Source organism: Mucilaginibacter sp. P1_A3, assembly GCF_056406855.1.
The window spans coordinates 279134-304616 of sequence record NZ_JBFTZJ010000003.1 but is presented as its reverse complement, the minus strand read 5'-3'; the positions used below and the strand labels follow the sequence as shown (position 1 = coordinate 304616).

Genomic DNA, 25483 nt, shown 5'->3' with positions numbered 1-25483 from the left:
TTGATATTCGCTTGGTGTCAGTTATAACACCATAAAGATGCCAGCTTTTAATCATCTATCTTATAGCTCATTAGCTATAAAAAAATTGTTTATTTTTTACTTTATTTCGTATTTACACCACATAAATACTTTATTCGGTAGCATCTGCGCCCCCGGCCAATGGCTTGATAGATTCTGACTGGCAGCTACAAATGAAATAAGCTACTCCAGTTGGGCCACAAGAATATCTATCGATGCCAAAACAAAGTTCATTGACAAGGGGTCGCCGGTAAGCTGAGCGATCATCAGACCGCCCTCAACAAGCGAAATAATGGAGACAGCCGTTTGTTTGACGGCTGCATCTTCTTTAAACTCACCTGCCGCAATACCCTCCTCCATAATTTCTTGCAATTTCCGCTGCCATTTTTCGAGATTGCCGGCAGTTATAGTTTTAAGCCTGCGATTATTAGCCTCGGTCGCCGTGCTGAGTTTCAAACAGGCGCTGGTTTCAATACGGTGTTTTGTAAACTTTTCATAAACCTTTGCATAAGCAATAAGGCGCGCACGATGATTTTTGGCAAAGCTAACTTCCGTTTCAAACTGCTGGGACATTTTCTGAAAGCTGTATTCGAAGGCGGCCAGCGCAATCTCTTCTTTATTTTCAAAATTGCCATAGATGCACCCCTTACTCAGACCGGTTACAGCCATAATATCTGCCAGGGAAGTAACTGTATATCCTTTACTGTTAAACAGGGCAGCGGACTTTTCAATTATAAACGCTTTTGTGCGTTCCGCTTTTGACTTTTCAATTTTCACAGCACAAATATACCAATCGGTATATTATAATTACCAGAACTTTTCCTATTTTACTTTTGGATGGCAACGCCAGTTGTCATGGATACTTACAAATTATTTACTGCTTTGTAATAAGGCAGAATTTTAAAAAAAGTCACGGCTGCTGATAGTCCCTGTATCAAAGCCAGGACATAGGCTTTTGTACTTAAGGCAAGTACAATGCCGGCGCCGGTTCCGGCAAAGCAAAGAAACAACATGAGTATATAGCCTTCGGACAATTTTCTCTTTTTTACAAAATAAAATCCTGCTATACCGGCGATGGACAGAAACAGGTTGTAAAAGCCCTGGTTAACAAAAAGATTTTTCAATGTTGCAGCCTGGGTTCGAAAGTCAATACTCACCGGATTGTTGAGCAGCGTGATGAGTGGTTGATTTACGATAGGAAAGGTCCACAATAATGCTTCCAGCAGAAAGAACATGAGGTGGACAACAATTACGAACATTACAAAGGCTTTATCGAGAGATTTCATGCTATTATTTATATCGGTTGAGGTCTGTTTTTTATAAAATCCTGTAACAAAAATGCCCGCTGTTGTGATATAACACGCAATTTATGCCCGGCCGTGATTGATGATTCATATTTATTATAAGGGATGGTTGGTCTGCACTAAGTCATAAAACGATTAAACGGGCTCAATAATTTCAAAGATATTGTTTTTCGAACAGTGTTCAATTATCTTTGTGCAGTATTTTGAAAATGTCGATCAACGAGAGAAAAGTCAGGGAAAAAGAGGAAATGCGGAAGCTCATATTAGATGGTGCCCGTAAAGTATTCTTGCGAAAAGGGTATGAATCGGCCAGTATTAGAAATATCGCTGAAGAAATCAATTATAGTCCGAGCAGCATTTATTTTTATTTTAAGGAAAAAGGCGAGATTTTTCAGGAGCTTCATGAAGAGGGTTTTCGTTTATTATTAAGGAATATGAGTTTGCTTGAACACGTTATTGATCCTTTTGAGCGTTTGAAAGCGATGGGCGGAGTATTTATAGAGTTTGCGATACATAATAAAGATTTCTACAACCTGATGTTCATTGTTGAAGAACCTTTAAAAAACAGAGAGGCTGATGAGCCGGTGAGAATGGGCATCAGAACGTTGAATTATTTGATTAGTGTTGTCGAGGAATGCATTGCTGCGGGTAAGTTCGCTGGAATGAACGCGGAAAATCTTTCTTTTACAATCTTATCAGCATTGCACGGGATGTGTGCCTTATTTTGCAAAGACAGGGCAAGCACATTCACAGACCGCACTTCGGAGCAGTTGATCCGTGAGGGGCATCAAACTTTAATAATGATGATGGAAAGATTGTAGTTTTTTTGAGAAATAATCGAACACTGTTCTATTTCAGAACAGTGGTTTCTAAATTTAATAGGACGTATTCCATGATATAAAGCAAATTGCAGGTTTTATTATGAAATATCGCTTTTTATAAAGCATTTACACATTATAAATAACTGATAAACAATATATTATGCAACGGCACTGTCTTGGCATTAAATAAGAAAAATAAAATAAATATTTGAAAATCATGAAAAATAGAATTTTAGTAACAGGCGGAACCGGTAATACCGGTGGACATGTCATCAAGAACCTGCTGGACAAGAATATTCCTGTAAGAGCGTTAGTGCGCAAAATTGACGACCGTTCTGCTGCGTTGAGCGCCTTAGGCGTCGAGATTGTTGAGGGGGATCTGACGGATCTGGATTCGGTGAGTGCTGCCATGAAGGATATTCAAAGTGCCTTTTTTGTGTATACTATTCGCGAACCCGGAATATTGGATGCTACCGCTTACTTTGCACAAGCCGCTTTTGAAAACCAGGTAGAGGCCATTGTTAACCTGTCCCAATTTGGTGCTAACCGGAATGTTAAAAGCCACGCTGCACAAAATCATTGGATCGCTGAACGGATCTTTGATCGCGCTCCTGTTCCGGTAACACATTTGCGTCCGACATTGTTCGCCGAATGGTTCATGTATCAGGCAATGATCATCAAGTCCGAAAGCAAATATTATTTGCCTTTCGGAGATGCTAAGTTTGCGCCGATTGCAACTGAAGATATTGGTCGAGTAGCAGCAGCAGTGCTGGCAAACCCCGGATCACATGCGGGACAACGTTACGATTTGTTTGGCCCGAAAATTTTGGGGATGGCTGAAATTGCGGAAATCTTTACCGAGGTATTAGGCAGATCGATTTCCTATGTACCCATTGATACCGAAACATTCGTCGGCATTTTAAAAAAGTTCCTGAATGCAAGCCCATATTTTATTCAACATGTCACCTCACTTGGTCAGGACCTGAAAGATGGCCGAGAAGCTGGAATGAACAACCTGGTTGAAGAACTGACAGGTGAGAAACCACTTGCGATGGCGGATTATATTCATAAAAATAAAGTTGCATTCGCTTAATCCACCACTCGTATAATGATGTCGCTTATATATTAAGCGCATCATTACTTAAAAAAACGCTACTAACCATGCTGCATTATCTTAATCAACTAGAAGAGAACAGGAAATTATTACTGAATCATACAGCACATCTGAACGAGCATCAGTACAACCTGGTGCCTCTTGGTTACAATAACAATATCATTTGGAATATGGGCCATTTACTGGTGGTCAGTGAAAATATTTTATATAAAGATTCACCTTATCATCGCCCCGTCCAGGAATTAATTAAACCAAAATTTCAGAGGGGATCGCAACCTGAAGATGTTGTGAGCGATGATGAAATATTACTGATCCGTCATTCATTGATGCAGACAGCCGGATTTTATATAAAAACAATGGGGATTGGTGAGGCAATTGAAGAGTTTCGTGCCAGTTCAAATAGCATCGTTCCGTTAGTAAGTGAAGAACGTATCCAGTTCTTGTTATTTCATGAGCAAATACATTATAACAGGATCAACAAGCTCATGCAGCTCGTGACACAAAACAGTTGACCGATTTCAGATCGGTTTAAAGCCCGGTGAAGGCATTTAACGGCCATACCGGTATCGCATAATTATATAAAAGAAAAAATGAAAAAAAAAGTGCTTATAACCGGTGCAACCGGGGTTACAGGAAAACATACAATCGCTAATCTTTTAAAGATGAACATTCCTGTCAGGGCTTTAGTGCACCGATTAGACGAACGTTCAGCAGCATTGGAAACACAGGGTGTTGAAGTGGTGGAAGGCGACCTGTCAGACTTTAACAAAATAGGTGAAGTCTTAAAAGATATCAGAGCCGCTTACTATCTTTTCCCGATCCAGGTGCCAGGTATCATTGAGTCAACCGCATATTTTGCCCAGGCGGCTTTAGAAAATGGCGTGGAAGCTATTGTCAATATGTCTCAGGTGCCTGCAAGACGTACTTCTGTAAGCCACGGATCGCAAAATCACTGGGTCGCTGAGAGGGTATTTGACAAATTCGGGGTTCCGGTGACACATTTGAAACCGACGTTTTTCGCAGAGTGGCTATTATACTCCATTCGTTCGATCAAAACGCAGGATGCGCTTATATATCCTTTCGGAGATGTTGCATATGCACCAATAACCGGCGATGATCAGGGACGGGTAATTGCCTCCATCCTGGCCAACCCAGCGCCGCATGCCGGCAAAACATATCCGCTTTATGGCCTGGAAGAACTGACGCAATATCAAATCGCGGAAATGGTGTCAGAGGTGATCGGACGTAAGATCACTTACAAACCTGTAGAAATTCATGAATTTGAGCCAATACTCAGAACTGCCATGAAAGGCAACGACTATTTTACCCAGCATATTCTCGCCGTTGCACAGGATTGCCGTGATGGTTATTTCTCAGGGACAAATTCTCACGTGGAGGATATTACCGGTCAAAAACCGATGAGTATGATGGATTTTATAGTGAAGTACAAATCAGCCCTGGTATAAGATCAGGTGGTTAAATGAGCGTAAAATCATATCGCTAATCAGGGCGGAGTACTAGAAACTACTCCGCCCTTCCTATTCAAACCAGCAGTCATGAATTATAAATCCGCGTTGATCGCATCGCTTTTTGTTCTTACGGGTGTAGACCTGCATGCTCAAATGGTCCCCTCATGTGCCGATCTTTTGAAGCAAGCTGATACGCTTGCCATCAATCAAAAGTATCCGCAAGCGGCATTATTATATTTCAAAGCTTTTAAAGAGTCTCCCTCCTGTAAAACCAATAGTAATATTCTCCGGGCTTCAAAAATCTGCCTGAGAGCGGGAACGTTGGCCAGCATGTCCCGCTGTTTATCAATTATTACTAAACAACAGTGGATCAAATCGACGACAGCGGCGTAAATTCGATGACTTTCCTATTCTGGAAGCTGAGCTTAAAAGATCAAAAGCTTTATTATCCCATGATTGCAACAGCATTTAAAAACGGCACATTCGATCACGAAAGGTTTGCCGTTATAGCGGATAAGATTGCATTTGCAGACAAAGGTTCTCAAATCTATGGCACACAGCTGGCAAATGATGGAGCGTTGATGCTGGTTGAAAACATCGACAGCCTAGATTACAGACGCCTACGTATCGGTTTATTACCAGTTCAAAAACATATCAAATGCTGGTAAGTGTTTATCTTACGTGCCTTGCCTTCCGGCTTTATTCCGAATTAGTTTGGTTGATTTACGAAATCAAATAAGATAATAATTCTAAAATAAGTTTAATTTACTATTATTCAGTATCTTACAAACTGGCATTGTTGTAGCTATTTGGTTTCGGTCTGACGAAATCAGGCCTTAAAGATTACATTATGCTGCCATTTGAGGTACCAACCTATGTAGAGGTTCCCGAAGCCCTGGAGAATGTCTACCAAAAATTTCAGAAAACGATAGGATTCATTCCAAATCTGTACGCTACTATCGGCTATTCACCTAATGCGCTTAATGCTTATGCGGCATTCACCGCTGAACAAAGCCGTGGTTCCTTCCACGCAAAGGACCGCGAGGGAATTTACCTTATTGTTTCTCAATTAAATAAATGCCATTACTGCCTGGCCTCACATACACAGTCCGCAATTAAAAATGGCTGGAAAGAAGAAGATACGTTACTGATCAGGACAGGGTTGACTCCCGACTTAAAATGGCAGGTGTTGTACCATTTTATAAGATCAGTAATTGAAAACAAAGGTGCCGTACAAAAAGATCTGCTTGAGAAATTTTACGGCCTCGGTTATCATGAAGCTGCAGTCATTGACCTGCTCTCTTTAATTGTGGTCATGACTTTTACCAATTATGTCTTTCGACTAACACAGATACCTATTGACTATCCGCCGGCACAAGAAATTTGAATCCCTTTAGCAATTAACTTTTAAATACATAACTAATCTTAAAAACATGAAAATTACAGTAAAGGACGGTACCGAGATTTATTACAAAGACTGGGGCTCTGGTCAACCCTTGTTCTTCCACCATGGCTGGCCATTAACCAGTGACGACTGGGACGCACAAATGATGTTTTTTGCAGAAAAAGGTTTTCGCGTTATTGCTCATGACCGCAGAGGACACGGCCGTTCCACACAAACAGCTATGGGCAATGACATGGATACCTATGCAGCCGACGTAGCGGAATTGACATCGTTCCTTGACCTAAAGAATGCCATACATATAGGCCATTCCACCGGTGGTGGGGAAGTGATTCGTTATGTAGCAAAATATGGCCAGGACCGCGTTTCCAAAGCAGTGTTGATCAGCTCGGTTACGCCGCTTATGTTACAAAGTGAAAGTAATCCGGTGGGAGCTCCGATGGCAATATTTGACGAGATCCGACTGAATACGGCAACACGAAGACAAGAATACTTTAAAGAATTTACCATCCCCTTTTTTGGGTATAACCGCGACGGGGCGAAAATATCGCAGGGTATTCAGGATAATTGGTGGCGCCAGGGAATGATGGGGGGTATAAAAGCCCAATATGACTGCATTAAAGCGTTTTCAGAAACTGATTTCACAGAGGACCTGAAAGGCGTAGAGGTACCTGTTCTGGTTATGCATGGCGAAGACGATCAGATAGTCCCCTTTCCGATCTCGGGGCAAAAAACTATAAATTTACTTAAGCGCGGGACGTTAATTTCCAACCCGGGATTTCCGCATGGTATGCCAACTACGGAATCTGCGACGATAAACGCTGACTTACTGAGCTTTATTAATTCTTAAGCCTGCAGCTGCCAACAGCAAATAAAGTGTTCATCTGAAATGCCTTGGCGTATTGCTAAGGCATTTTTGCTGACATTGAAGGCGAAAGGCAGCATACAGGTTCAAACCGAAAAGGTCACAACCGAGTTCGCCTGTTATAAAATCAGTACTCATCTCAGGAAATCGGGCCTGGCATGACGGTTCAAATATAAACTTCCGAATGGTGTTGATTTTTAAACTATTTTTACAATAGTCAAGAATGATCCAAATTACTCCTGATAATCAGGCAGTTTATTTTAATATATCTTTTTTTTGCAAAATCAAGCTAATAGGAAGCGCATGCCAGATCACTACCCCTTAAAGGACAGAGAATCTAATGCATTTGATTCCGGCATGAACTGAGAGCCTTTCGATCGAACGGCAGTAAAAAGAAAAGCCAGCGGTGCATTTGCATCAATATAAAGTATGATGGGTAAAAGTAAAAAAATAGCTTTAATCTTCGTTTTAGAATTGCTTGTGTGGCAGACTTTCACATCAAGGGTGCGAGCAACGTCTTTAAGTCATATTGCAATACAACAGCGCTATTCAGATACCATTCATATTAAATCATTGCTCCGGTTAGGCCAGCAATACATTGAACGCCCCGGTTCTCAAAAACGTGACCTTGACAGTAGTTTGATATTCATTAAGCAGGCAATGCAACAGGCCATCGCACTTCATTCTGACAAATGGAGACTGGAAGCATTAAAATGGATGGGAGACAGTTATCTGGAAGGGAATAACTGGGAAGCTGGAAAAACGTGTTTTATGGAGGTTGTGAATTACTACAGGGCGAGGAATGATCACGTTAATGAGCAGGCTACCTGGGATCGGTTCACGCGGTGCATACCTGTTGATAAGCCCGGATTCCAGGCAGAACTGATTAAGTTGTGTCAGCAGGATACCAATAAGGTCAGGTTGATGTTAAGGCTAGGCCAATCATACATTGAACGCCCCGGCTCAGATCCAAAAGACCTGGACAGCGGCGCTTATTTTATACGACAAGCGAAAACATTATCTATTGCATTGCACGCAGACGACTGGCGAATGGAAGCTTTAAAGTGGTTGGGCGATTTTTACCTGGAAGGAGGAAATTGGCAGCAGGGAAGGTCCAGTTTTATGGAAGTCGTGAACTATTACCAGAAGAAACAGGACAGGCCCAACGTTTTAAGAACATTGATCAGATTTTCCCAGTGTTTACCGTACAGGCCAGAGACAGGGACAATAAAGGAGGAAATCTATAAAAACCTGATTCAGAATTACAAGGCAGTCGGTGATCGGAACAATGCCATGAATATGCTTAAAGAATTAGCCTATATACACCTGACCGCCGGCCGGTTAAGCCTGGCTGAAAATGAAATGTCAGAGGTACTTTCAGTGTATAAGGCTATAAAATATCCGAAAATGTACGAAATTTATAATCTGATATCCATGCTTCATCGTCAAAAGGGCAATATCGATAAAGAATTATATTATGATCTTGAAGCACTCAAAAATGCGGAAGCCTCAGGTGATACCCTGAATGCCGTTCAATTTTATTTTAACCTGGGGCAATTTTATAAAGACCAGCAAATGAATCGCCAGTCCTTATACTATTTCAGGCGTACCTTGAATTGCATGCGTACCCTGAAAAATTTCGATCAGTATGATATGCTCACTGCACATTGTGCGGTGATATTAATACATATGGATCAACCCAAACAAGCATTGAGCTTTATCACCAGATCATTTAGTTTGTCACCACCTGATGGTGCTTTTAAAAGGTATGCGCAATCGACTGCATTTGGTCTTTGTTTTGACAAGCTAAAACAGTACAAAAAGGCTGAAGCTCAGTACCTGGAAATGCTAACGCAGGTAACGGGACTTTACGAACGCGGGAAGGTGACACCCGAAGACTATTTTCTAAAGTATAAGATCGTCTTATCATTTTATGTTAATTCCGGCCAGTACAACAAGGCGCCTCCCTACCTGAAGAAAGTTTTGGCAGCTCCCCCCGGAGTTCTTAATCCTTCTGTGCTGCCGCAAGTACATCTTATGGAGTACAAGGTGGACTCTGCAGCCGGCAGAGTAACCGCAGCGTTAAAACATTATATACTTTATAAAGCACTGGAAGACTCTCTATTTACTAAAGATAGAGTCAAGGAAATTCAAGACATTAATATTAAGTACCAGACCGCTCAAAAGCAAAAGGATCTTGAACTGTTACAGGCGACTGACAAGTTACATCAGCAAGCATTATCAGAGGCGATAAGGTCCAGGAAATTTTATGTATCCGGACTTATAATGTCATTAATGATTATCGGATTTGTATACAACCGATACCTTATAAAACAAAAAAACAATCAGAAGCTAAAAGTAAAACAGACGGAGATCCTGACAAAGAACATCGCTCTTGAGCGTTTACTGAAAGATAATGAATGGCTGTTAAAAGAAGTTCACCACCGGGTAAAGAATAATTTGCAGATCGTAATGAGTTTGTTAAACTCCCAATCCACTTACCTTCAGGATGAAGAAGCACTAAATGCCAATATTGACAGTCAAACCAGAGTACAGGCAATGTCGCTCATTCATCAAAAACTATACAGGGATAATAACCTGACTAGTATTTATATGCCTGATTACATCAACGAACTGGTAGACTATTTGAAAGATACTTACAAAACGAAACACCATGTGATTTTTGACAAGCAAGTAGTTGCAGTGCATTTGGATGTTCAACAAGCAATACCGATCGGTTTGATACTTAATGAAGCGATTACCAATTCCATCAAGTATGCGTTCAAAAACCATTCAGATGCCATAATTTCAGTCAGTCTAAAGGTAGCCGGAGAAAATGAAATCATCTTGGTCGTTTCCGACAATGGTATTGGCCTTCCAGCGGGATTTGATGCACTTAACTCCCATTCATTTGGAATGACCATGATGAAGGGCTTGACAGAGGACCTGGAAGGCTTGTTTGAACTTAGCAGCGTGGGCGGAACAGAAATAAAGGTAACCTTTACATTAAAAGATGACCACCCTTACCGTGCAGCTTAGGCAATAGCAGAGCCGATGGCGTTTCAACGGCAGTATCAAAAAAGTTTAAGGTCCACTGATTCATTGTCCACCCATATAGCCACTACCTCAATTGGTGACATTTCTTAACCTGAAATATAATGAGTCAAAATCACGATGTCATGATAGCTCAATTGAAATATCATGCTATATAATTCCCTTGGCCGGAGCTCTCCCGGTTGGAGTTGAAACCTTTCATCTTCACGTTTCCTATCCAGTACGGTTTCCCACCAAGTATGCCTTATTATCAGGCTTATTCCGTTTAATCGTTTGAATTGAAATTGTCATTACACCATATGGATGTAAACCCGTTATGTCGAATATTTTCGGTTGAATTACGACATCACATAATATGCCACCAGCATAAAAACTACAACTTACTATATTTCAAATAGTTAACAAATGGTATTATTATAGCAGTCTGAGTTCCGCCCGGGCTGCTGTAAAAAGAACAGCAACTATTTTTATCAAACTATTAAATACATGGCCAGGCAAATGAAGATTGTCATAGAAATAACAAATTAAAAAACCGATTGTTATTTGCAACTGGTTTTTTTTTACATTTGGTGTATCAAATAAGCAATTAAAATAGATGATTATGAAAGTTAATGAGAACATCAACCATTTTGATCCAAACAGAAAACTTGTTTCGCCTTATACTGCCATTAGAGATAATGGTCAAGAAAGGCAAGTAAGCATCGAAGCTGAAGACTGGCAAGCACAGTATGATCAATACCAACAGGCTATCCGAAGCGGCTTGCCTAATCATCCCACTGTTTCACTTACGTTATCAGAAGCGGCGATGCTTGATTTCAGCGCATAGAGTTTTATCATGGAAAGCGAAATTGACACACCCAAAAACGGCCTATTGCTAAGGCAGCGAAACAAAGACGATCGAATGCGTAAAAATATCATTGATGCAGCTATGAACATTTGCCTTAAAGAGGGTTGGCAAGCTATGAGCATGAGAAAAATTAGCTTGAAGATACACGCTACAGCACCGGTGATTTATCAATATTTCCATAATAAGGAAGCTATAACAGCAGAGTTATCTGCCATCGGTTTTAGACGTTTGCAACAAACGATGGTAATGGCACAAACAGATGCTAAGGATGCTGAACATAAACTTAAAGAAATCGGGCTGGCTTACTGGGTGTTTACCATAAAGTACACGCCGTTATACCAATTGATGTTTGGCATCGGCGCCAACATCAGTGCAACGACATCCCCGCATTTAGTAATTCAACCCTTGGTCGAACATATTGGTGAAACGATGAGCCACCTGCCTCAAAACTATCGGGCAAATGAGCCTGCATTATTTAAAAAGGCCTATTTATTATGGGCATTTATTCACGGTTTAGCCTCTTTGAGAATAACTAACAACTCTTTAACAGAAAACGAATACCTGTCAATACTTACAGACAATATCTTAATATTCAGCAGTATAAATAATTAAAGAACATAATCAGCCAATCAAAACGACTTAAAATTTAAAAAATCCATCTCATGAAACAAGACGTAACAACATTTAAAGGATCGGTTCCTCAAAACTATGAAGACTACCTCGGACCATTTTTATTTGAGGGCTTTGCACAAGACCTGGCGGCAAGAATAAGCGGCGCGGAGATTAACCGGGTACTTGAGTTAGCAAGCGGAACGGGAAGGTTAACCCGTCAATTACTACAAATACTGCCGGCAACTACAAAGATTATTGCCAGCGACTTGAATCCAGACATGCTGGAAGTTGCCAAATCGAAAATAGCAGGTAATAACCTCGCCTGGCAGACGGTAGACATGCTGAACATTCCTTATGCTGACGAATCTTTCGACATGATCGTTTGCCAGTTCGGGGTTATGTTGGTTCCTGACCCGGAACGCGCATTGCGGGAAATATACAGAGTATTAAAAAAGGGTGGAAAATTGATCTTTAGTGTTTGGGGCGACCTTAACGAAAACGGAATCTGGAAAATTGGCGCTGACACTATCAAAGCATTCCTGGGAATCGACCCGATCAGGCAGTCACCAGGACCTTTCTCCATGCAGAATGACCAGGAGGTTTTAAACCTGATGGAAAACATCGGCTTTACGGACGCTATAGTTAACGGAGTTCAGTTAACAGGAGAAATCGGCCAGGCCGTACTTGCGGCAAAAGGATTTATTCAGGGCTTACCGGTATATATGATCATTAATCAGCGTGACCCGTCCGCGATATCAAAAATAGAAGCTGCACTGACGGAGGAACTTATCAAACAGTTGGGCGACGCCCCGATGCGTTCTCCGCTTTATACCCTTGTCTTTGAAGCAACAAAATAACAACAAAGCCCAAACAGTATTAACCGTGCTGTTTGGCATTTATATCCAATTTAACATTAATTACTCCTGCTAACTTACAAAATGGCGATTTTTTACAAAATTTAGATAAATGAGATGGAAAATCACAGGTCGTTTTCTCCTGTTAACCTTACCGTGGAGATTATAGGTGACAAGTGGGCTTTATTAATTCTGAGGGATATTATCTTTGAGAATAAACAATATTTCAGGGAATTACTCTCCTCAGCAGAAAAGGTTGCCTCCAACATACTTTCCAAACGGCTTCTTAAGCTGGAAGCAGATGGTCTCCTTGTAAAACAGATAAGCCCTGCAAATAAATATAAAACCCGCTACCGGCTGACCCAAAAAAGCATTGATCTGCTGCCGCTTATAGTTGAATCCATGGCGTGGAGTCTGAAATATGAGCCTGTAGACACAGATCGCTACCAATCGGCTGTCCAGATCGCGCTCAATGAAGATGCACGCGAAGAATTACGACAGCAGTTGATCAAAGATCATCTACATCCTGAAATTTAAGGCGATGTAGGGATACCATCCTTCGCTGGAGTGCCCGGCCAGAAACTGTACTACCGTTAACCCTGCCGGCGCAAAGTAGATGCCGCCGCCCGTGCCGTGATGCCAGGTATTAGATTGTTCTGTACTTACCCAGACCCGTCCCGTATCAAAAAAGCCCGCCAATCCGATTTGGCCCGGTAAAATGTAGCTGGCTATATCTGCAATTTTAACCCTCATTTGCAGATTGTTATATAACATATTTTGTCCGGAGAAACGGTTCTGTAGATAACCCAGCAGGTTTCCTTGCCCGCCTAAGAATAAAGATTGGTAGAATGTCGGTTTCCCGATAGTAAGGCCTCCGCCGATTCGATCAGATAAAACCACACTTCCATTGCTGTTAAGTTTTTGATAGAGGGTAAATTCCGGCAAAATCCGAACGAACGATTTGGCATACGAATCCAGTCCGAAATATTCCTGAACCTTTAAGGAAAACTGGTACCCCCCGGCAGGTAAAATTTTGTTCCTCCGTTTGTCAGATTCCAGTTTTAATGTAACTCCAAGATGTGCTTTATTCCGGGTAACCGAAACACTGTCATAATTATGGATCAAGTTTGGCTCATTAATAAACCGCCCAATATTAGCATCCGGAGCAGTATGATATTGCTGAAAGGATGGCCCGGCAGTGAAAGTCGTACCCTGTCCCAGTTTCCAGCGAAATCCTGCATCTAACTGATACAGATCAAATCTCGCCCGGTAAAACCTATGGAAATCCCCGGCTTTATTCAGGATCGTATTATTACCTCTGCCAAAGAAATTCATGGTATTATCCGGCGCCTGAAGCAACGCCTGAAGAACCAGATCAGTCTTTCCAAGCACCTGCAACCATTCTCCATCATATTTTAACCGAAAAGCTTCCGTACTGAATGAATGAGTGATCATTAATGATTGACAAGTGGAATAAGGAACTTTACGAAAGCCGTCCACTCCGGTGTACCGAATACCCAGTCCCAGGAGAAATCCATCATCTGCATTACCGCCAGCATTTACTAATGGCATCCAGATGTTATATAAATTAGTTGGTATAACCTTTCCGGCTGCGGTGTTTTTTTGAGTCAGATCGCGCATTTTATGATGTGGATCGATTAAATTCATAGACTCGTGTAGGCCATACAGGCGAAATAACACCGGAGAGTCCTTTATCTCATAGGACTTTTTACCGGTACTGTCAACAAAACGTAGCTTAATTGGAGAGTTTTTGTTGTCAACGATAATCTGATCGTCTCCACCGGCAGTATATATTCTCAGTTCACTGGTCGTATCAGGGTCAAAGACCCGATCCATCAACAAACCGGAAAACTGCCCGGAGGCTGTTATTCCATGTATTTTGACCCGTAAAGCCTTGTCCGGCATGCTTGTTAAGGTAATCTGCTCACGGGCATCGGTAGTTCGAATGTCGACGATGCGATTGATGAACAGGTAATAACGGGACATCGCCGCAGGAATGTTACCCCTGCGTTTTTTCAATTTTTCAATCAGCATATCATGTCTTAGGCGATAATCCTCAATGGGAAGACGTCTTAATGCAGCCTCTAAAACGTCGTCGGATTCGGACTGTATGAATTCATCAACTATACGGATCCAGTCGTTGTAGGATAATTGCGGATCTGAAAAGTTCTTTAAAAACCGGGTTTTGAACAAAGAATATTTAACGCTCGGTATCTCCCCGTCAAAATTTTCCAAAACCGGATCGAGCCACGGAAGGGATGCAATTGAAGGAAACACACCCTGGATGACATGAAAAACCTGGTCTCGATCACGAGGCACGGCGACATATTCTTTTCCCTCGGATGTTTTGTTGACTTTCCAGCGCCACTGGTCTTCATGCCTGTCCCAGTCCCCCAGCAATAAGTCCAGCATCCGGGCCCGAAGAAAAAGCTCGGCATTCAGGCGATTCTTATGGTCTCTTTTAAGTTCATCAACCATTTTCTGGGAATTTTCGGAGTGACCTGCGGGCTCGCGCTGTTCTAATAAACAAACCATCCCTGTAAATACCTTATTGTATTTGCCCAGAATAGTATCTGCCGCGACGACGCCAATGACAGGGTCGGCGTGCGGCACCTCCGCTGCCTGAGCGAGCGGGGGTACTATTAATGCAGAAAAAGGATGTTGGCCGCTCAATTCATCGTCAATCCAGTCCACCACGAATGTTCCCTGAAAATTATCAGGAAGTAATTTTTCAGGAGTCTTTTCAACGCTTCGCAACACCCATTCCTTACCGGAAGGGTCTCTTAAACGCAAGGTTTTGGATTCCATACCACCGCCTTCACGAATGGGCCTTAATCCTCCAAAGAGCTCAGAGAGCCGGATTACCGGGAGTTTAACCGCCATTGCCCAGTCTTTCCGGTAGTTTTCGCCAAAAAGGATCCTGTGAATTTTTCCGACATTATTGTATTTTGAATGAACGCGTACAGTGACACTATCTTTCAGCGCTGGAAACGCTTGGATGGGATTAACCTGGCCGGACACTTTTTGCAGGATGGCCATTAGCAGTATGAAAAGGCAGTTTTTAATAAATTTCATAGATTATACAATCAGGGAAAGGTGCGCTGTCGCTTTTAAAAGCTCTACGATGCGGAAATAGTGGTAGTCATCGTGGAATAGCAGAAATTCCATTGAACCGGCCATTGTGCCGGAAATATCTGCGGTGCCCAACACCGCGATGCTTTTCTGTTCATACACGGCAACTGAATGAAGCAATTCATATCTGATCGCTTGAATTGCGGGCTGATCAAAAACAAATGACGGTCTGGTACCCCTGGCGAAAAGACCGGGATCGATCGCATGATCAGGGGGTGAAAACCCGTGCTCACGTTCAAGCCGGCGATCACTGACGGTTAAAACATGTCCCATATTCCATATCACGTTATTATTAAAGCCTGGGGGAACAAAGTTGTATTGATCGGGAGTTAACCCGGATGTGGAGTCCAGAAGCCTGGACCGTTTGAGTCGTAGATTGTTAAAGTATTCGTTCATTATCTTAGGTTGTCATTAAATTGATGTAGGTGAAAACTATCGAGGTACGAGCCAAATAATCCTGTATTAACGGCATACTTTGGACTATACCTCGCCTACGCAGCGTGTAGATGCTGCCCAATTACATGCCACTATTTATATATTTAGTTTTCAGTACTTTACAGATTTAAGCCCATTTCGCCATGACGATATTTCGTATATCGGCAATGAAACATTCGGAAATTTTAATTAAGAAGGCTCATAGCACTAATAAAAGCCCCGTTCTAAAGATGTATAATGAGGCAGCAGCTCATGTTAATTCGTTTTACAAGTTGACTATTAACGAAATATCGTAGATCAATTAGTAACGAAGCAATCTTATCCTATTGATTTACAGATAAATAAAACTTGGCATCAGATTGGCGATGATTGCAACATTGAATGTTGGGTAACATTGCTTGTTTATTAATCTGAATCATGGTCGAAGAGTTAAAAAAAGAATTACCGGTCTGGCCCGCTTTTTTACAGGCCAAATGTCCGAGGTGCCGTCAGGGAAATATGTTCTCCAACAGTATGTATGGTTTTCACGGACAGCATATGAACACGGCATGCCCTCATTGTAACCTGATTTTTGAGGTTGAGCCTGGATACTTTTATGTAGCTATGCTATTAAGCTATGCCTTTAATGTTGCGGAAATGGTCACCATTGCCGTTTCTGTTTCCATTCTGTCAGGAAGTGCGAACCCCTGGCTTTACACGATTATTATTTTGACCGTTGCAATTATACTTTCCCCTTTTAATTTCCGATATTCAAGAGTGGTGTTATTATTTTGGTTAACACCCGGAATACATTACGTCCCCGGTTCTAGTGCAGACAAAATTGAACGTAAAATCGCGGATGAAGATGCTTTTATGAAATAGTCCTTTTAATTGCTAACGTGCTTTTAGGCATTCAATCCGAAACTTATGGAAAACAAATTTGGACGATCATCTCCGGATTTTTTAAATGCTCCCTAATCACTTTCTTTTTTAATAAATCATCTTAATAGAATTTATTGTGTTAAGGCCCGCTTATATGAACGTTTGCCTGATGTTTACGCACATGCAACGAATGATCTGGATAAGCGCATCACTGATACAACGACTAGGTAAATGAGATTGTACCGGTCGATAAATGCTGAAGTTGCAAAAAAAGAGCAGGCTAACTATTGCTGTCTATTCAAAGCGGTCAATGTAATGTGGTGCAATTAGAAACGGTTGAAACAAACGTTCTTTTACGAAATATAGTAGTAAAAATATTGATCCATACTCGTATTGATTTAAAAATCAACATGTTAAACAATGGCATCAACCTTGTCTTACCAGGTAAGTTGAGAATCCGGAAAATTGACCACCCGACATCTACTTTACTTAAGACCATTAAAATCAATATGAACAACGAATCAAACAGTACAGAAGCGGTAAAGTTACCCGATCTGACAATTGCAACCTCTAAGATCCTTGCGATCGGATCATTCAACGCCAAAGGGATGGATATGCAGGCCCGGATACCTGTAATGATCAAAGAAGTCCCGGCAACACTTCGTCTTTATTTGACCGGCGCTATAGAGCTGTGGTGGGTAAAACCAGATATCAGCGGTGCCGTCTTTGTCATGAATGTGAAAACCATTGCCGAGGCACACCAATTACTGGAAAGACTTCCCCTGGGGGTAGCTGGGATGATGGACTTCCAATTTGTTGAACTCGCGCCGATCAGCCCCCTACGTATTTTATTGACTGACGAAGCAGACGTTTAGTATCATCAGATAACAATTGACTGAAGAAAAAAGATCCGACAGTTCATCGCGTCATTTTTTTCATTACACTATTACTAAGACTAATATTAAAAAATCATGGAAAATAAAGTATTAATTACAGGCGCCACAGGCGCTACGGGCAGCAGCGCCATTACTGAATTGCTCGAACATGGTGTCCCGGTGCGGGCATTAGTTCACAAGCTTGATGAACGCTCAGATGCGCTCGAAGCCCAGGGCGTAGAGATTGTGGCCGGAGATCTGACCGATTTTAATGCAGTTAGCTCGGCTATGAAAGGAATTTCCAAAGCTTATTTTGTTTATCCTGTACAGTCAGCAGGTTTATTAGAAGCAAGTGCTTATTTCGCGCAGGCTGCAGCGGAAGAAAAGTTAAGCCTGATCGTAAACATGTCTCAGCGGACAGCAAGGCGCGGTACTGCCAGTCATGCTGCACAAGGGCATTGGATAGCAGAACGCATGTTCGACCGTTCAGGAGTTCCTGTTACCCATTTGCGACCAACATTATTTCAGGAATGGCTTTTATATTTCGCGGCTGATATTAAAGCAAACAACCGGATACTTTCCGGGCTGGGCGATGCCCGTTACGGCGCAATAGCTGGCGAAGATATCGGGCGCGTTGTTGCCTCCATTCTGGCCAACCCGGAAAGCCACGCAGGAAAAACCTATCCGCTGTTCGGCCCCGTAGAACTTACACAAGCGCAGATTGCTGAGATACTATCAGAAGTATTGGATAGAAAGATTACATACGTTCCCTTAGAGATAGCGGCTTTTGCCGAAGTCTTAAAAGCAAACGGCTTTATCCCCTACACTGTCCAGCATCTCTCTGCAATAGCACAGGATTTCCGTGACGGACTTTTAGAAGGATTGAATAACAATGTCGAAGAGATCACCGGCCGCAAACCGATGCCTATCATTGATTTTATCCGCAAGAACCGCAGCTCATTCGAGTAAGCCAGTTGGTGCTCTGAAATCCTAATTATAAGATATGCGATTAAAGTGAATTAGAAATTTGTATCATGGAAAAAAAAGTTTTAATAACCGGCGCCACAGGTGTTACCGGTAGATATGCGATCGGTAACCTGCTCAAATCAGGCATTCCGGTACGCGCCCTGGTTCACCAGATAGACGATCGTTCTAAAGAGCTCGAATCAAAGGGGGTGGAAGTTGTAGAAGGAGATCTTTCTGATTTCAACCGCCTTAGTGAGATCCTGCATGACGTTCGTGCAGCTTATTATTTATACCCTATACAGGTGCCGGGCATCGTAGAATCGACTGCTTACTTTGCCCAGGCAGCATTGGAACAGGGCGTTGAGGCAATCGTCAATATGTCTCAGGCACCTGCAAGACGGGCTTCCGTTAGTCATGCCGCGCAAAATCACTGGATTGCTGAAAATGTTTTTGATCGGTCAGGCGTTCCGGTCACGCACTTGAAACCCACCCTGTTCGCAGAATGGCTTTTATATTCAAGCCGGGCTATTAAAACCCAGAATGCCATCTCCTATCCCTTTGGCAATACTGCCTATGCACCAATCACCGGTGAAGACCAGGGACGGGTAATTGCAGCGATTTTAGCTGATCCGAAACCCCACGCAGGGAAAAGTTATCAACTGTTTGGTCTCGAAGAATTAACTCAATATCAAATTGCAGATATGGTATCGGAGGTAATCGGAAGAAAAATCACTTACTATCCAGTGGACATCCCAGCATTTGAGCCTACTGTAAGAACAGCCCTGATGGGGAACGATTATTTTACTCAACACATTTTGGCAATTTCACAGGATGTACTGGACGGTTATTTTTCCGGCACTAACAATAACGTAGAGGAGATCACCGGAAAGAAACCCATAAGCATGATGGATTTTATTATAAAAAACAAAGCGATATTAACTTAGGGAAACCTGGGTATTGTTCCTCATTAGAGCTGATGACTAAAAAGGAACTGATTAATGCATTTTTTAATAAAAAGGCGAAGCTTTTACCGGCTTCGCCTTTTATATTCATCTCCCCGGGGTAAGCTCATCAACAGCAAATCAAGCAGAGGTTTAAACGCTTCTGCGGTTCCGCGGTTTTATTTGAACGGATATGCACGCCCGTTAATTCGTTTAATCATGTCCAATTTCGGCTTGCGGCCGGCTGTTCGGCAGCAGAAAAAGCATAATGGAGACAAAAAGAAGGCATACAATGAACGCAGCTATTGCCCAGCCAAATGCAATCTGCAAACCTTGAGGAGTATAATAAAAGAATACTCCGCCTATAATACTTACGCCTAAGGCAGATGCCGTTTGCTGAAATGTGGAATAAACACCGGCCGCAGCGCCGGTGAAATCAGGAGGAACGTTTTGTAATGCCAAGTTTAGTAACGAAGGCAGAACTAAGCCGTTGCCAAGTCCGTAAATGCCCAATAATAAAAAAACCATCCAGCCATCTACCCCTGGTTTTAAATAGATATTCTGCAATATAAAACTCATCAATAATATTACTATCCCTACCTGTAATACACGCTTGCCAAAATAAACGATTAGCCTGGAGGCCAATACCGATGACAATGTAAATAATGTGCCCAGGGGTATAAAATAAATCCCGCAATCCAAAGCTGAGATACCCAACCCGTTCTGGATATAAACTGCAATGATCAATAAAAAAGAGGTGTGCATCATAAAATGAAACAAAACGGCTATCAGGCCTATATTGAAGTCTCTAATCCGGAATAACCCCATATCAATAAGCGGGTTCGTATTACGTTTTAATTTTTGTTTCTGGTCATGTACAAAATACGTGAAGAGTAATAATGAAAGTATGATCAGGCTTATACTCCATATTGGCCACCCTGCTTCACGTCCTTCGATCAATGGATAAATCAGGGCAAAAAGAGCTAATGTCAAAATCAAAACGCCGGCATAGTCAAAGCGACCTGATTTATTGCCGGGTGTTTCTTCCAAATACTTGTTTCCAGCCCATAAGGTTGTGACGCCGATCGGAAGGTTAATAAGAAAAATAAGCCGCCAGCCCTCGATTGCCCAGTGCGTGTCTGAAAGATAGCCGCCCAGTATTTGGCCTGCAATGGATGCCACACCTAATGTGATACCAAATAAGCCGAACGCTTTCGCCCTTTCACCAGGCGCTGTAAACAATATCTGAATATAAGCGATAGCTTGCGGAACCATAAAGGATGCGCTCATTCCCTGAAAGAAACGCATAAAATTCAATTGGAATGCTGACATGGATAAAGCGCAAAGACAGGATGTTAAGGTGAAGAACAACATTCCCCAAAAAAAGACCTTTTTCTTTCCAAAATGATCACCGGCCCGGGCTCCGGTAATTAAGAACGCTGCATAGCCCATCAGGTAACCGGCAATAACCAGCTGAACCTCCGCATCAGTTGCATGTACCCCTATTTTAATGGCAGGAATGGCTACGTTAATAATAAATACATCAATTACCGATAGTAGCGGGGCCGCCAGGACGATAATAAGTTCAAGCCATTTGTTTTTAGAAGAACTCATAAGATACTTTTAAACTTTTATAAATCAATTATTTGCTAATTTACAGTGCCCTGCAATTCAAACGCAACATTTTCCTGTGGCACTAATTCTCAAAGGAGGTGATTAACCGGCAAAGCAGCTTGATCGCGCAGCTCAAATTAGTGGCATCAGCTATTTGATTCCTCCCTGTTGTTAACTTCAATTGCCGGGGGTATCAATTTATACATCACCGGTGTTAGAATTCTTGATAACAGGGTTGATGTGATTAACCCGCCTATTAACACTACAGCCAAAGGCGATATGTTCGGGTTTGGGTTAAGCGCTATAGGGATTAATCCGAAGATTGCTGTCAGCGAGGTGAGCACTACTGGCAGGAACCTGGTTTCGCCGGCATGTATAATCGCTTCTTCAAGCGGCATACCCTCCTTCCGGAGCTGGTTGGTAAAATCAACCAATAATAGCGAGTTTTTCACTTCGATGCCAGACAAGCCAATAAATCCGATGATTGTTACGATCCCCATATGGTTGCCGGTCAGATAAAGCAGGACGATGCCACCGACAAGACCAAGTGGAATTACAGATAGCACAATGAGGATTCCCCTGAAATTTTTAAACTGCAGGATGAGTACGGCTACGAACAAGAAAGAGCTCATGATGATAACGGAAATAAAGTTTCCACCAAGAGAATCGCCCTGAGATTCCGCTTCGCCTGAAAGTTTATAATAATACCCCTGCGGCATTTTGAGCGCCTCAATCTTTGGAACCACATCTTTCAATATATTATTAGCTAGAACACCTTCCCTTGTAAAGGCATTTACCTTGGCAAACCGGCTTTTATTAAAATGATTGATCGCTGTAGGTGATGTTTCAAAATTGACAGCAGCAATCTGACTCAGCGCGACGGGCGTTCCTTTTGAGGAATTAACGAACAGATTATGAAATGCGTCGATCGTAGCAAATTTTTGAAATGGAGCATTAATCACCACCCTTCGGTTATCACCTTTTTCGTCGGTGTACTGGGCAACTTCCAGTCCTGCAACGGCCAATCTGACGGTCTTATCCACATCTCCGGTCTGAATTCCGAGCGATCTCGCCTTATCCCTGTTAACAGACACCCGTATGTCGGTCTTATAAACGTTCAATTCGTTGTTGACATAGGTTGCTCCGGGATTTGCGCGCAGTATTTTTTCCACCCGGAAAGAGATTGCCCGAATGGAGTCGAGATTATCCCCAAAGATTCTGATAGATAAGGGTGCCTCAATTGGCGGTCCCTGCTCAAAATCTTTAACTTCTACTTTAGCGTAGGGAAAATCCGTGAGTTTTTTACGAAGCCGTTCGATTAAAAGTAATTTTTCCGATGGCCTCGCTTCATCATCCATTTGAACCAGGATCTGGGCAAAATCCGAAAGCTCGTCCTGCTGACGGATGTTATAATAGATCTGCGGGTTACCCTTACCGACATTACTCGTAAAGTATTTAATTTCCGGATAGGTTTTTAATACCGCTTCAACTTTCCGGGTGATCCGGTCACTTTCGGACAGATTGGTCTGCAGCGGCATATTCAGGTTAACCAGGAACATGGCTTTTTCGGAAGCCGGAAATAGTTTAAAGCCTACAAGGGGGAATAATGCGATTGCCGACACGCTGATTCCCAGCGCTATTAAAGCAGTCAAGACCGGCCTGTGCAGGGCGTGGGTCATAATCCCACCGTAAAAATTAATAAATTTTTGAAGAGCCCTTAAAAATACGTTGCCATGTTCATGCTTAGGTTTTAAAAGGATGCGGCTGGCTAAAAAGGGGACTAGTGTCAGCGCCACGATCAGTGAAGCAAATACGCTCGACATAATAGCAATTGGCAAACTCCGGACGAACTCACCCGCTTTGTCCGGTAAAAACGCCAATGGCAGGAAGGCCACGATAAGGGTTGCAGTACAGCCCAATACCGCTTCACCAATCTGTGCGGTACCCTTTAAAACCGCCTCGGAACGGGAATGGCCCTCTCTCAGCCATCTTTCGATGTTTTCCACTACAACAATGCTGTCATCAACCAGTAACCCAAGCGCCACAACCAGGCCGACGATGCTCAGCTGGTTGAGCGAATAACCGAACGCATTAAGTATAATCAGTCCTAAAGCCAAACTAACCGGTATCGTTATCATCACAATAATCGAGGAACGGGTTCCAAGTGGAAGTAGCGTGACCAGCACCAACAGGATCGCAATGGCAAAGTCAATTCCTAATTTATTAAGGCGGTTTGATACCATCTTACCCTGGTCGAAACTTTTGACCATTTTAATGTTCGGGGGAAGTGTCTTCTCATATGCTGATAGAACCGGCAAGTATTTTTTTTCAACGCTGGCAATATTCAGGTTTTCCTTCATGGCCGCACTTACCAAAACGCAGCGCAAGCCATTCAGCCGTGTATAATGTACTTCTACTTCATTCTTATAACCAACTTCGGCAATATCTTTCAGATAGGTGATTTTACCATCATTGCTGTAAACCACGGTATTGGCAACGTCGTCCGCATCCCTGTATTTTCCGCTGGTTTTAACGTTGAAGGATTTAACTCCCATATTCAAATTTCCACCGGAAATGTCAGCGCCTTCGCTCTGCATACTTCCTGTAACTGCGGCGATCGGGATTTTTAACCTGGCGATTTTATCCAGTTGGAGATCAACCCGGATTTCCTGTTCCGGAACGCCGTAATAGTACACGTTCTTCAGCTCGGTGATCTTTTCTAAACGCGTTTTCAGCTCATCAGCGTAATTGCGGGCAACTTTTGCAGAAGCATTTTGCGAAACCAACGCGATCTGCAATACATTTACATCACTGGAGTTGACCTTTTTAACCTGTATGGAATAAATATCTTTGGGCAGCTCGGTACCTTTCAGCGCATTTACTTCAGTAGACAGCTCCTGGTATTTATTTTCGACATCGACTCCATATTTAAAATCGATAGTTAACACGGCCAGCCCGTTTTTTATGGTCGTCAGGATTTTGGCAATATTGTCCAGCTGGTAGATCTTTTTTTCGAGGGGCTTAACCACCGTTTCTTCCATTTCTTTCGGACTGATTCCCGGGTAAATGACGGTAACGACATAAGAGGGCGGATGAAGCGCCGGGTCCTCGGCACGTGGCATTGTAAAAAGTGTTGCTAATCCAACAGCCGCAACCATAGCAAACATGATCAGCGTAAACTGGTAATTTTTTACCGCGTAATTGGTGATTTTCATATCTGGCTTATTTTATGATTTTGATCTGAGACTGCTCATTTAAAAAAGCACTGTTGGATATGATAATCTTTTGGATATTTTCTAATCCACTTTTAACATAAACATCCTTATTGTTAAATCTCTCGATAATGATCGGTACCCGTTTAACACGACCATTACTCGTTACGGTAAACACGAATGCCTTATTTCCGTCTGCCTCAATTAGTGCGTCGTAAGGAATAAGTGTGCTTGTTGTTTGTTCTTTTACAGCGACTATGGCTTTACCAAACATGCCGATAGCCGGTTTGTAATTCTTTGCTTGCAACTTCAGTTCTATCTGAAAAGCACCGTCACCATTACCTGCAATCTGAGATTTCCGGAAAACATATGACTTAAGCGTATCGCCCGGATAACCGTCCAATGTAACCTGGGCCTGCTGCCCCATCGCGATCATTACCCATTCCTTGTCCGTCACACCCACCTTCAGCAAATACTCGTTATTGCCATCTGTCTGATTGATTTCAAGAACCGGGGAACCAGGCGCTATGACTTCCCCTGCATTCCCGACTTTTTTGCTGACGAAACCATCACTTGTGGCGTAAATCCTGGAATATTGCGCATTGAATGCGACAGCGTCGCGGGAGCGAATGGCCAGGTCTAACCTGGTTTTAGCATCCTGCATCTGCTCCAGGGTGTTTACGCTATCTTTGTAAAGATTAACCGTACGGTCATAATCTCTTCTGGCTTTATCAACGTTTAACCGGGCCTGATCAAGCCCCGCGCCAATCTCCGTGTCATTTAAGGTCGCGAGCAACTTACCTTTCCTAAAAAACTGACCTTCTTCCACTAAGACAGATGCAATGATTCCGCCAATCTTAAAGGCGTATTTTGCTTCATTTTCAGTAGAGACCAAGCCGGTGGCTGAAATTTCAGCGCTGCTTTTTATAGAAGCAATCTCAACAACTTTTACTGGTATCAAGTCGGTGTTGATAGATTTTTCTAAGTCTTTGGATTTATGCTTGCAAGAGTTTAGCGACAATAAGAAACTCAGCAAGAACATCGGGGTTAAGTATGATTTCATCAT

At 42.4% G+C, this 25483-nt stretch carries 24 protein-coding genes; 17 read left to right on the top strand and 7 right to left on the bottom strand.

All coding sequences use genetic code 11. The annotated features are described in order from the left end of the window. Positions 1–201: 201 nt before the first annotated feature. Complete coding sequence (locus tag AC1D0K_RS08010) at positions 202–795, bottom strand: TetR/AcrR family transcriptional regulator (protein ID WP_477390106.1); 594 nt, start codon at positions 793–795, stop codon at positions 202–204. Between the two features lie 86 nt (positions 796–881). Continuing rightward, positions 882–1304 (bottom strand): DUF1304 family protein, encoded by a 423-nt coding sequence (locus tag AC1D0K_RS08005; protein ID WP_477390108.1) that lies wholly within the window; start codon positions 1302–1304, stop codon positions 882–884. Positions 1305–1531: 227 nt separating this feature from the next. On the opposite strand from AC1D0K_RS08005, the gene AC1D0K_RS08000 reads away from it, so the two are divergent. The 13 genes from AC1D0K_RS08000 (at position 1532) to AC1D0K_RS07940 (ending at position 12897) form a co-directional block, all read left to right on the top strand. Next, entirely contained in the window at positions 1532–2143 is a 612-nt protein-coding gene (locus AC1D0K_RS08000; protein ID WP_477390110.1) for a TetR/AcrR family transcriptional regulator, read from the top strand. A 217-nt stretch (positions 2144–2360) separates the two neighbouring features. After that, on the top strand, positions 2361–3236 hold the full coding sequence (locus tag AC1D0K_RS07995) for an NmrA family NAD(P)-binding protein (RefSeq protein WP_477390112.1): 876 nt from the start codon (positions 2361–2363) through the stop codon (positions 3234–3236). A gap of 68 nt (positions 3237–3304) precedes the next feature. Next, the gene (locus AC1D0K_RS07990; protein ID WP_477390114.1) at positions 3305–3769 is read left to right on the top strand and encodes a DinB family protein; all 465 of its coding nucleotides are present in this window, start codon (positions 3305–3307) and stop codon (positions 3767–3769) included. Positions 3770–3847: 78 nt separating this feature from the next. After that, complete coding sequence (locus AC1D0K_RS07985) at positions 3848–4723, top strand: NmrA family NAD(P)-binding protein (protein WP_477390116.1); 876 nt, start codon at positions 3848–3850, stop codon at positions 4721–4723. A 90-nt stretch (positions 4724–4813) separates the two neighbouring features. Continuing rightward, positions 4814–5119, top strand: a complete 306-nt coding sequence (locus AC1D0K_RS07980; RefSeq protein ID WP_477390118.1) for a hypothetical protein — start codon at positions 4814–4816, stop codon at positions 5117–5119. A gap of 5 nt (positions 5120–5124) precedes the next feature. Next, a complete protein-coding gene (locus AC1D0K_RS07975) occupies positions 5125–5394 on the top strand; it encodes a DUF6624 domain-containing protein (RefSeq protein ID WP_477390120.1) in 270 nt (89 codons plus the stop codon). A gap of 182 nt (positions 5395–5576) precedes the next feature. Next, positions 5577–6113, top strand: a complete 537-nt coding sequence (locus tag AC1D0K_RS07970) for a carboxymuconolactone decarboxylase family protein (protein ID WP_477390122.1) — start codon at positions 5577–5579, stop codon at positions 6111–6113. Positions 6114–6159: 46 nt separating this feature from the next. Next, positions 6160–6978: an alpha/beta fold hydrolase gene (locus tag AC1D0K_RS07965; RefSeq protein WP_477390124.1), complete on the top strand. Its 819-nt coding sequence runs from the start codon at positions 6160–6162 to the stop codon at positions 6976–6978. 444 nt (positions 6979–7422) lie between these two features. After that, positions 7423–10032, top strand: coding sequence for a tetratricopeptide repeat-containing sensor histidine kinase (locus AC1D0K_RS07960; protein WP_477390126.1), 2610 nt, complete (start codon positions 7423–7425; stop codon positions 10030–10032). Positions 10033–10648: 616 nt separating this feature from the next. Further along, complete coding sequence (locus tag AC1D0K_RS07955; protein ID WP_477390128.1) at positions 10649–10873, top strand: hypothetical protein; 225 nt, start codon at positions 10649–10651, stop codon at positions 10871–10873. A 9-nt stretch (positions 10874–10882) separates the two neighbouring features. After that, the gene (locus AC1D0K_RS07950; RefSeq protein WP_477441310.1) at positions 10883–11506 is read left to right on the top strand and encodes a TetR/AcrR family transcriptional regulator; all 624 of its coding nucleotides are present in this window, start codon (positions 10883–10885) and stop codon (positions 11504–11506) included. 50 nt (positions 11507–11556) lie between these two features. Beyond that, on the top strand, positions 11557–12363 hold the full coding sequence (locus AC1D0K_RS07945; protein ID WP_477390132.1) for a class I SAM-dependent methyltransferase: 807 nt from the start codon (positions 11557–11559) through the stop codon (positions 12361–12363). Between the two features lie 114 nt (positions 12364–12477). Continuing rightward, positions 12478–12897 (top strand): winged helix-turn-helix transcriptional regulator, encoded by a 420-nt coding sequence (locus AC1D0K_RS07940; RefSeq protein WP_477390134.1) that lies wholly within the window; start codon positions 12478–12480, stop codon positions 12895–12897. Here the strand turns inward: AC1D0K_RS07940 and AC1D0K_RS07935 are convergent. Both AC1D0K_RS07935 and AC1D0K_RS07930 read right to left on the bottom strand, forming a co-directional pair. Continuing rightward, on the bottom strand, positions 12880–15456 hold the full coding sequence (locus AC1D0K_RS07935; protein ID WP_477390136.1) for a BamA/TamA family outer membrane protein: 2577 nt from the start codon (positions 15454–15456) through the stop codon (positions 12880–12882). The genes AC1D0K_RS07940 and AC1D0K_RS07935 overlap by 18 nt on opposite strands. 3 nt (positions 15457–15459) lie before the next feature. Then, positions 15460–15909, bottom strand: a complete 450-nt coding sequence (locus AC1D0K_RS07930; RefSeq protein ID WP_477390138.1) for a DinB family protein — start codon at positions 15907–15909, stop codon at positions 15460–15462. Between the two features lie 456 nt (positions 15910–16365). Here AC1D0K_RS07930 and AC1D0K_RS07925 point away from each other — a divergent pair, with 456 nt between their 5' ends. From AC1D0K_RS07925 to AC1D0K_RS07910, 4 genes are all read left to right on the top strand, one after another. Next, positions 16366–16809 carry a DUF983 domain-containing protein gene (locus tag AC1D0K_RS07925; RefSeq protein WP_477390140.1) on the top strand — a complete coding sequence of 148 codons (444 nt, stop codon included), beginning with the start codon at positions 16366–16368 and terminating at the stop codon, positions 16807–16809. Between the two features lie 287 nt (positions 16810–17096). After that, on the top strand, positions 17097–17684 hold the full coding sequence (locus tag AC1D0K_RS07920; RefSeq protein WP_477390142.1) for a hypothetical protein: 588 nt from the start codon (positions 17097–17099) through the stop codon (positions 17682–17684). A 96-nt stretch (positions 17685–17780) separates the two neighbouring features. Further along, complete coding sequence (locus AC1D0K_RS07915; protein WP_477390144.1) at positions 17781–18653, top strand: NmrA family NAD(P)-binding protein; 873 nt, start codon at positions 17781–17783, stop codon at positions 18651–18653. Positions 18654–18718: 65 nt separating this feature from the next. Then, on the top strand, positions 18719–19594 hold the full coding sequence (locus AC1D0K_RS07910) for an NmrA family NAD(P)-binding protein (RefSeq protein ID WP_477390146.1): 876 nt from the start codon (positions 18719–18721) through the stop codon (positions 19592–19594). Positions 19595–19804: 210 nt separating this feature from the next. Here AC1D0K_RS07910 and AC1D0K_RS07905 read toward each other — a convergent pair whose 3' ends face one another. From AC1D0K_RS07905 to AC1D0K_RS07895, 3 genes are all read right to left on the bottom strand, one after another. Then, the gene (locus AC1D0K_RS07905; RefSeq protein ID WP_477390148.1) at positions 19805–21205 is read right to left on the bottom strand and encodes an MFS transporter; all 1401 of its coding nucleotides are present in this window, start codon (positions 21203–21205) and stop codon (positions 19805–19807) included. A gap of 146 nt (positions 21206–21351) precedes the next feature. Beyond that, positions 21352–24420 carry an efflux RND transporter permease subunit gene (locus AC1D0K_RS07900; RefSeq protein WP_477441316.1) on the bottom strand — a complete coding sequence of 1023 codons (3069 nt, stop codon included), beginning with the start codon at positions 24418–24420 and terminating at the stop codon, positions 21352–21354. A gap of 7 nt (positions 24421–24427) precedes the next feature. Then, the gene (locus AC1D0K_RS07895) at positions 24428–25483 is read right to left on the bottom strand and encodes an efflux RND transporter periplasmic adaptor subunit (RefSeq protein ID WP_477390152.1); all 1056 of its coding nucleotides are present in this window, start codon (positions 25481–25483) and stop codon (positions 24428–24430) included.

Excerpts from the sequence above, each read along its gene's own strand:
- AC1D0K_RS08005 (WP_477390108.1), bottom strand. The coding sequence starts at position 1,304 with ATGAAATCTCTCGATAAAGCCTTTGTAATGTTCGTAATTGTTGTCCAC.
- AC1D0K_RS08000 (WP_477390110.1), top strand. The coding sequence starts at position 1,532 with ATGTCGATCAACGAGAGAAAAGTCAGGGAAAAAGAGGAAATGCGGAAG.
- AC1D0K_RS07995 (WP_477390112.1), top strand. The coding sequence starts at position 2,361 with ATGAAAAATAGAATTTTAGTAACAGGCGGAACCGGTAATACCGGTGGA.
- AC1D0K_RS07990 (WP_477390114.1), top strand. The coding sequence starts at position 3,305 with ATGCTGCATTATCTTAATCAACTAGAAGAGAACAGGAAATTATTACTG.
- AC1D0K_RS07985 (WP_477390116.1), top strand. The coding sequence starts at position 3,848 with ATGAAAAAAAAAGTGCTTATAACCGGTGCAACCGGGGTTACAGGAAAA.
- AC1D0K_RS07980 (WP_477390118.1), top strand. The coding sequence starts at position 4,814 with ATGAATTATAAATCCGCGTTGATCGCATCGCTTTTTGTTCTTACGGGT.
- AC1D0K_RS07975 (WP_477390120.1), top strand. The coding sequence starts at position 5,125 with ATGACTTTCCTATTCTGGAAGCTGAGCTTAAAAGATCAAAAGCTTTAT.
- AC1D0K_RS07970 (WP_477390122.1), top strand. The coding sequence starts at position 5,577 with ATGCTGCCATTTGAGGTACCAACCTATGTAGAGGTTCCCGAAGCCCTG.
- AC1D0K_RS07965 (WP_477390124.1), top strand. The coding sequence starts at position 6,160 with ATGAAAATTACAGTAAAGGACGGTACCGAGATTTATTACAAAGACTGG.
- AC1D0K_RS07960 (WP_477390126.1), top strand. The coding sequence starts at position 7,423 with ATGATGGGTAAAAGTAAAAAAATAGCTTTAATCTTCGTTTTAGAATTG.
- AC1D0K_RS07955 (WP_477390128.1), top strand. The coding sequence starts at position 10,649 with ATGAAAGTTAATGAGAACATCAACCATTTTGATCCAAACAGAAAACTT.
- AC1D0K_RS07950 (WP_477441310.1), top strand. The coding sequence starts at position 10,883 with ATGGAAAGCGAAATTGACACACCCAAAAACGGCCTATTGCTAAGGCAG.
- AC1D0K_RS07945 (WP_477390132.1), top strand. The coding sequence starts at position 11,557 with ATGAAACAAGACGTAACAACATTTAAAGGATCGGTTCCTCAAAACTAT.
- AC1D0K_RS07940 (WP_477390134.1), top strand. The coding sequence starts at position 12,478 with ATGGAAAATCACAGGTCGTTTTCTCCTGTTAACCTTACCGTGGAGATT.
- AC1D0K_RS07935 (WP_477390136.1), bottom strand. The coding sequence starts at position 15,456 with ATGAAATTTATTAAAAACTGCCTTTTCATACTGCTAATGGCCATCCTG.
- AC1D0K_RS07930 (WP_477390138.1), bottom strand. The coding sequence starts at position 15,909 with ATGAACGAATACTTTAACAATCTACGACTCAAACGGTCCAGGCTTCTG.
- AC1D0K_RS07925 (WP_477390140.1), top strand. The coding sequence starts at position 16,366 with ATGGTCGAAGAGTTAAAAAAAGAATTACCGGTCTGGCCCGCTTTTTTA.
- AC1D0K_RS07915 (WP_477390144.1), top strand. The coding sequence starts at position 17,781 with ATGGAAAATAAAGTATTAATTACAGGCGCCACAGGCGCTACGGGCAGC.
- AC1D0K_RS07910 (WP_477390146.1), top strand. The coding sequence starts at position 18,719 with ATGGAAAAAAAAGTTTTAATAACCGGCGCCACAGGTGTTACCGGTAGA.
- AC1D0K_RS07905 (WP_477390148.1), bottom strand. The coding sequence starts at position 21,205 with ATGAGTTCTTCTAAAAACAAATGGCTTGAACTTATTATCGTCCTGGCG.
- AC1D0K_RS07900 (WP_477441316.1), bottom strand. The coding sequence starts at position 24,420 with ATGAAAATCACCAATTACGCGGTAAAAAATTACCAGTTTACGCTGATC.
- AC1D0K_RS07895 (WP_477390152.1), bottom strand. The coding sequence starts at position 25,483 with ATGATGAAATCATACTTAACCCCGATGTTCTTGCTGAGTTTCTTATTG.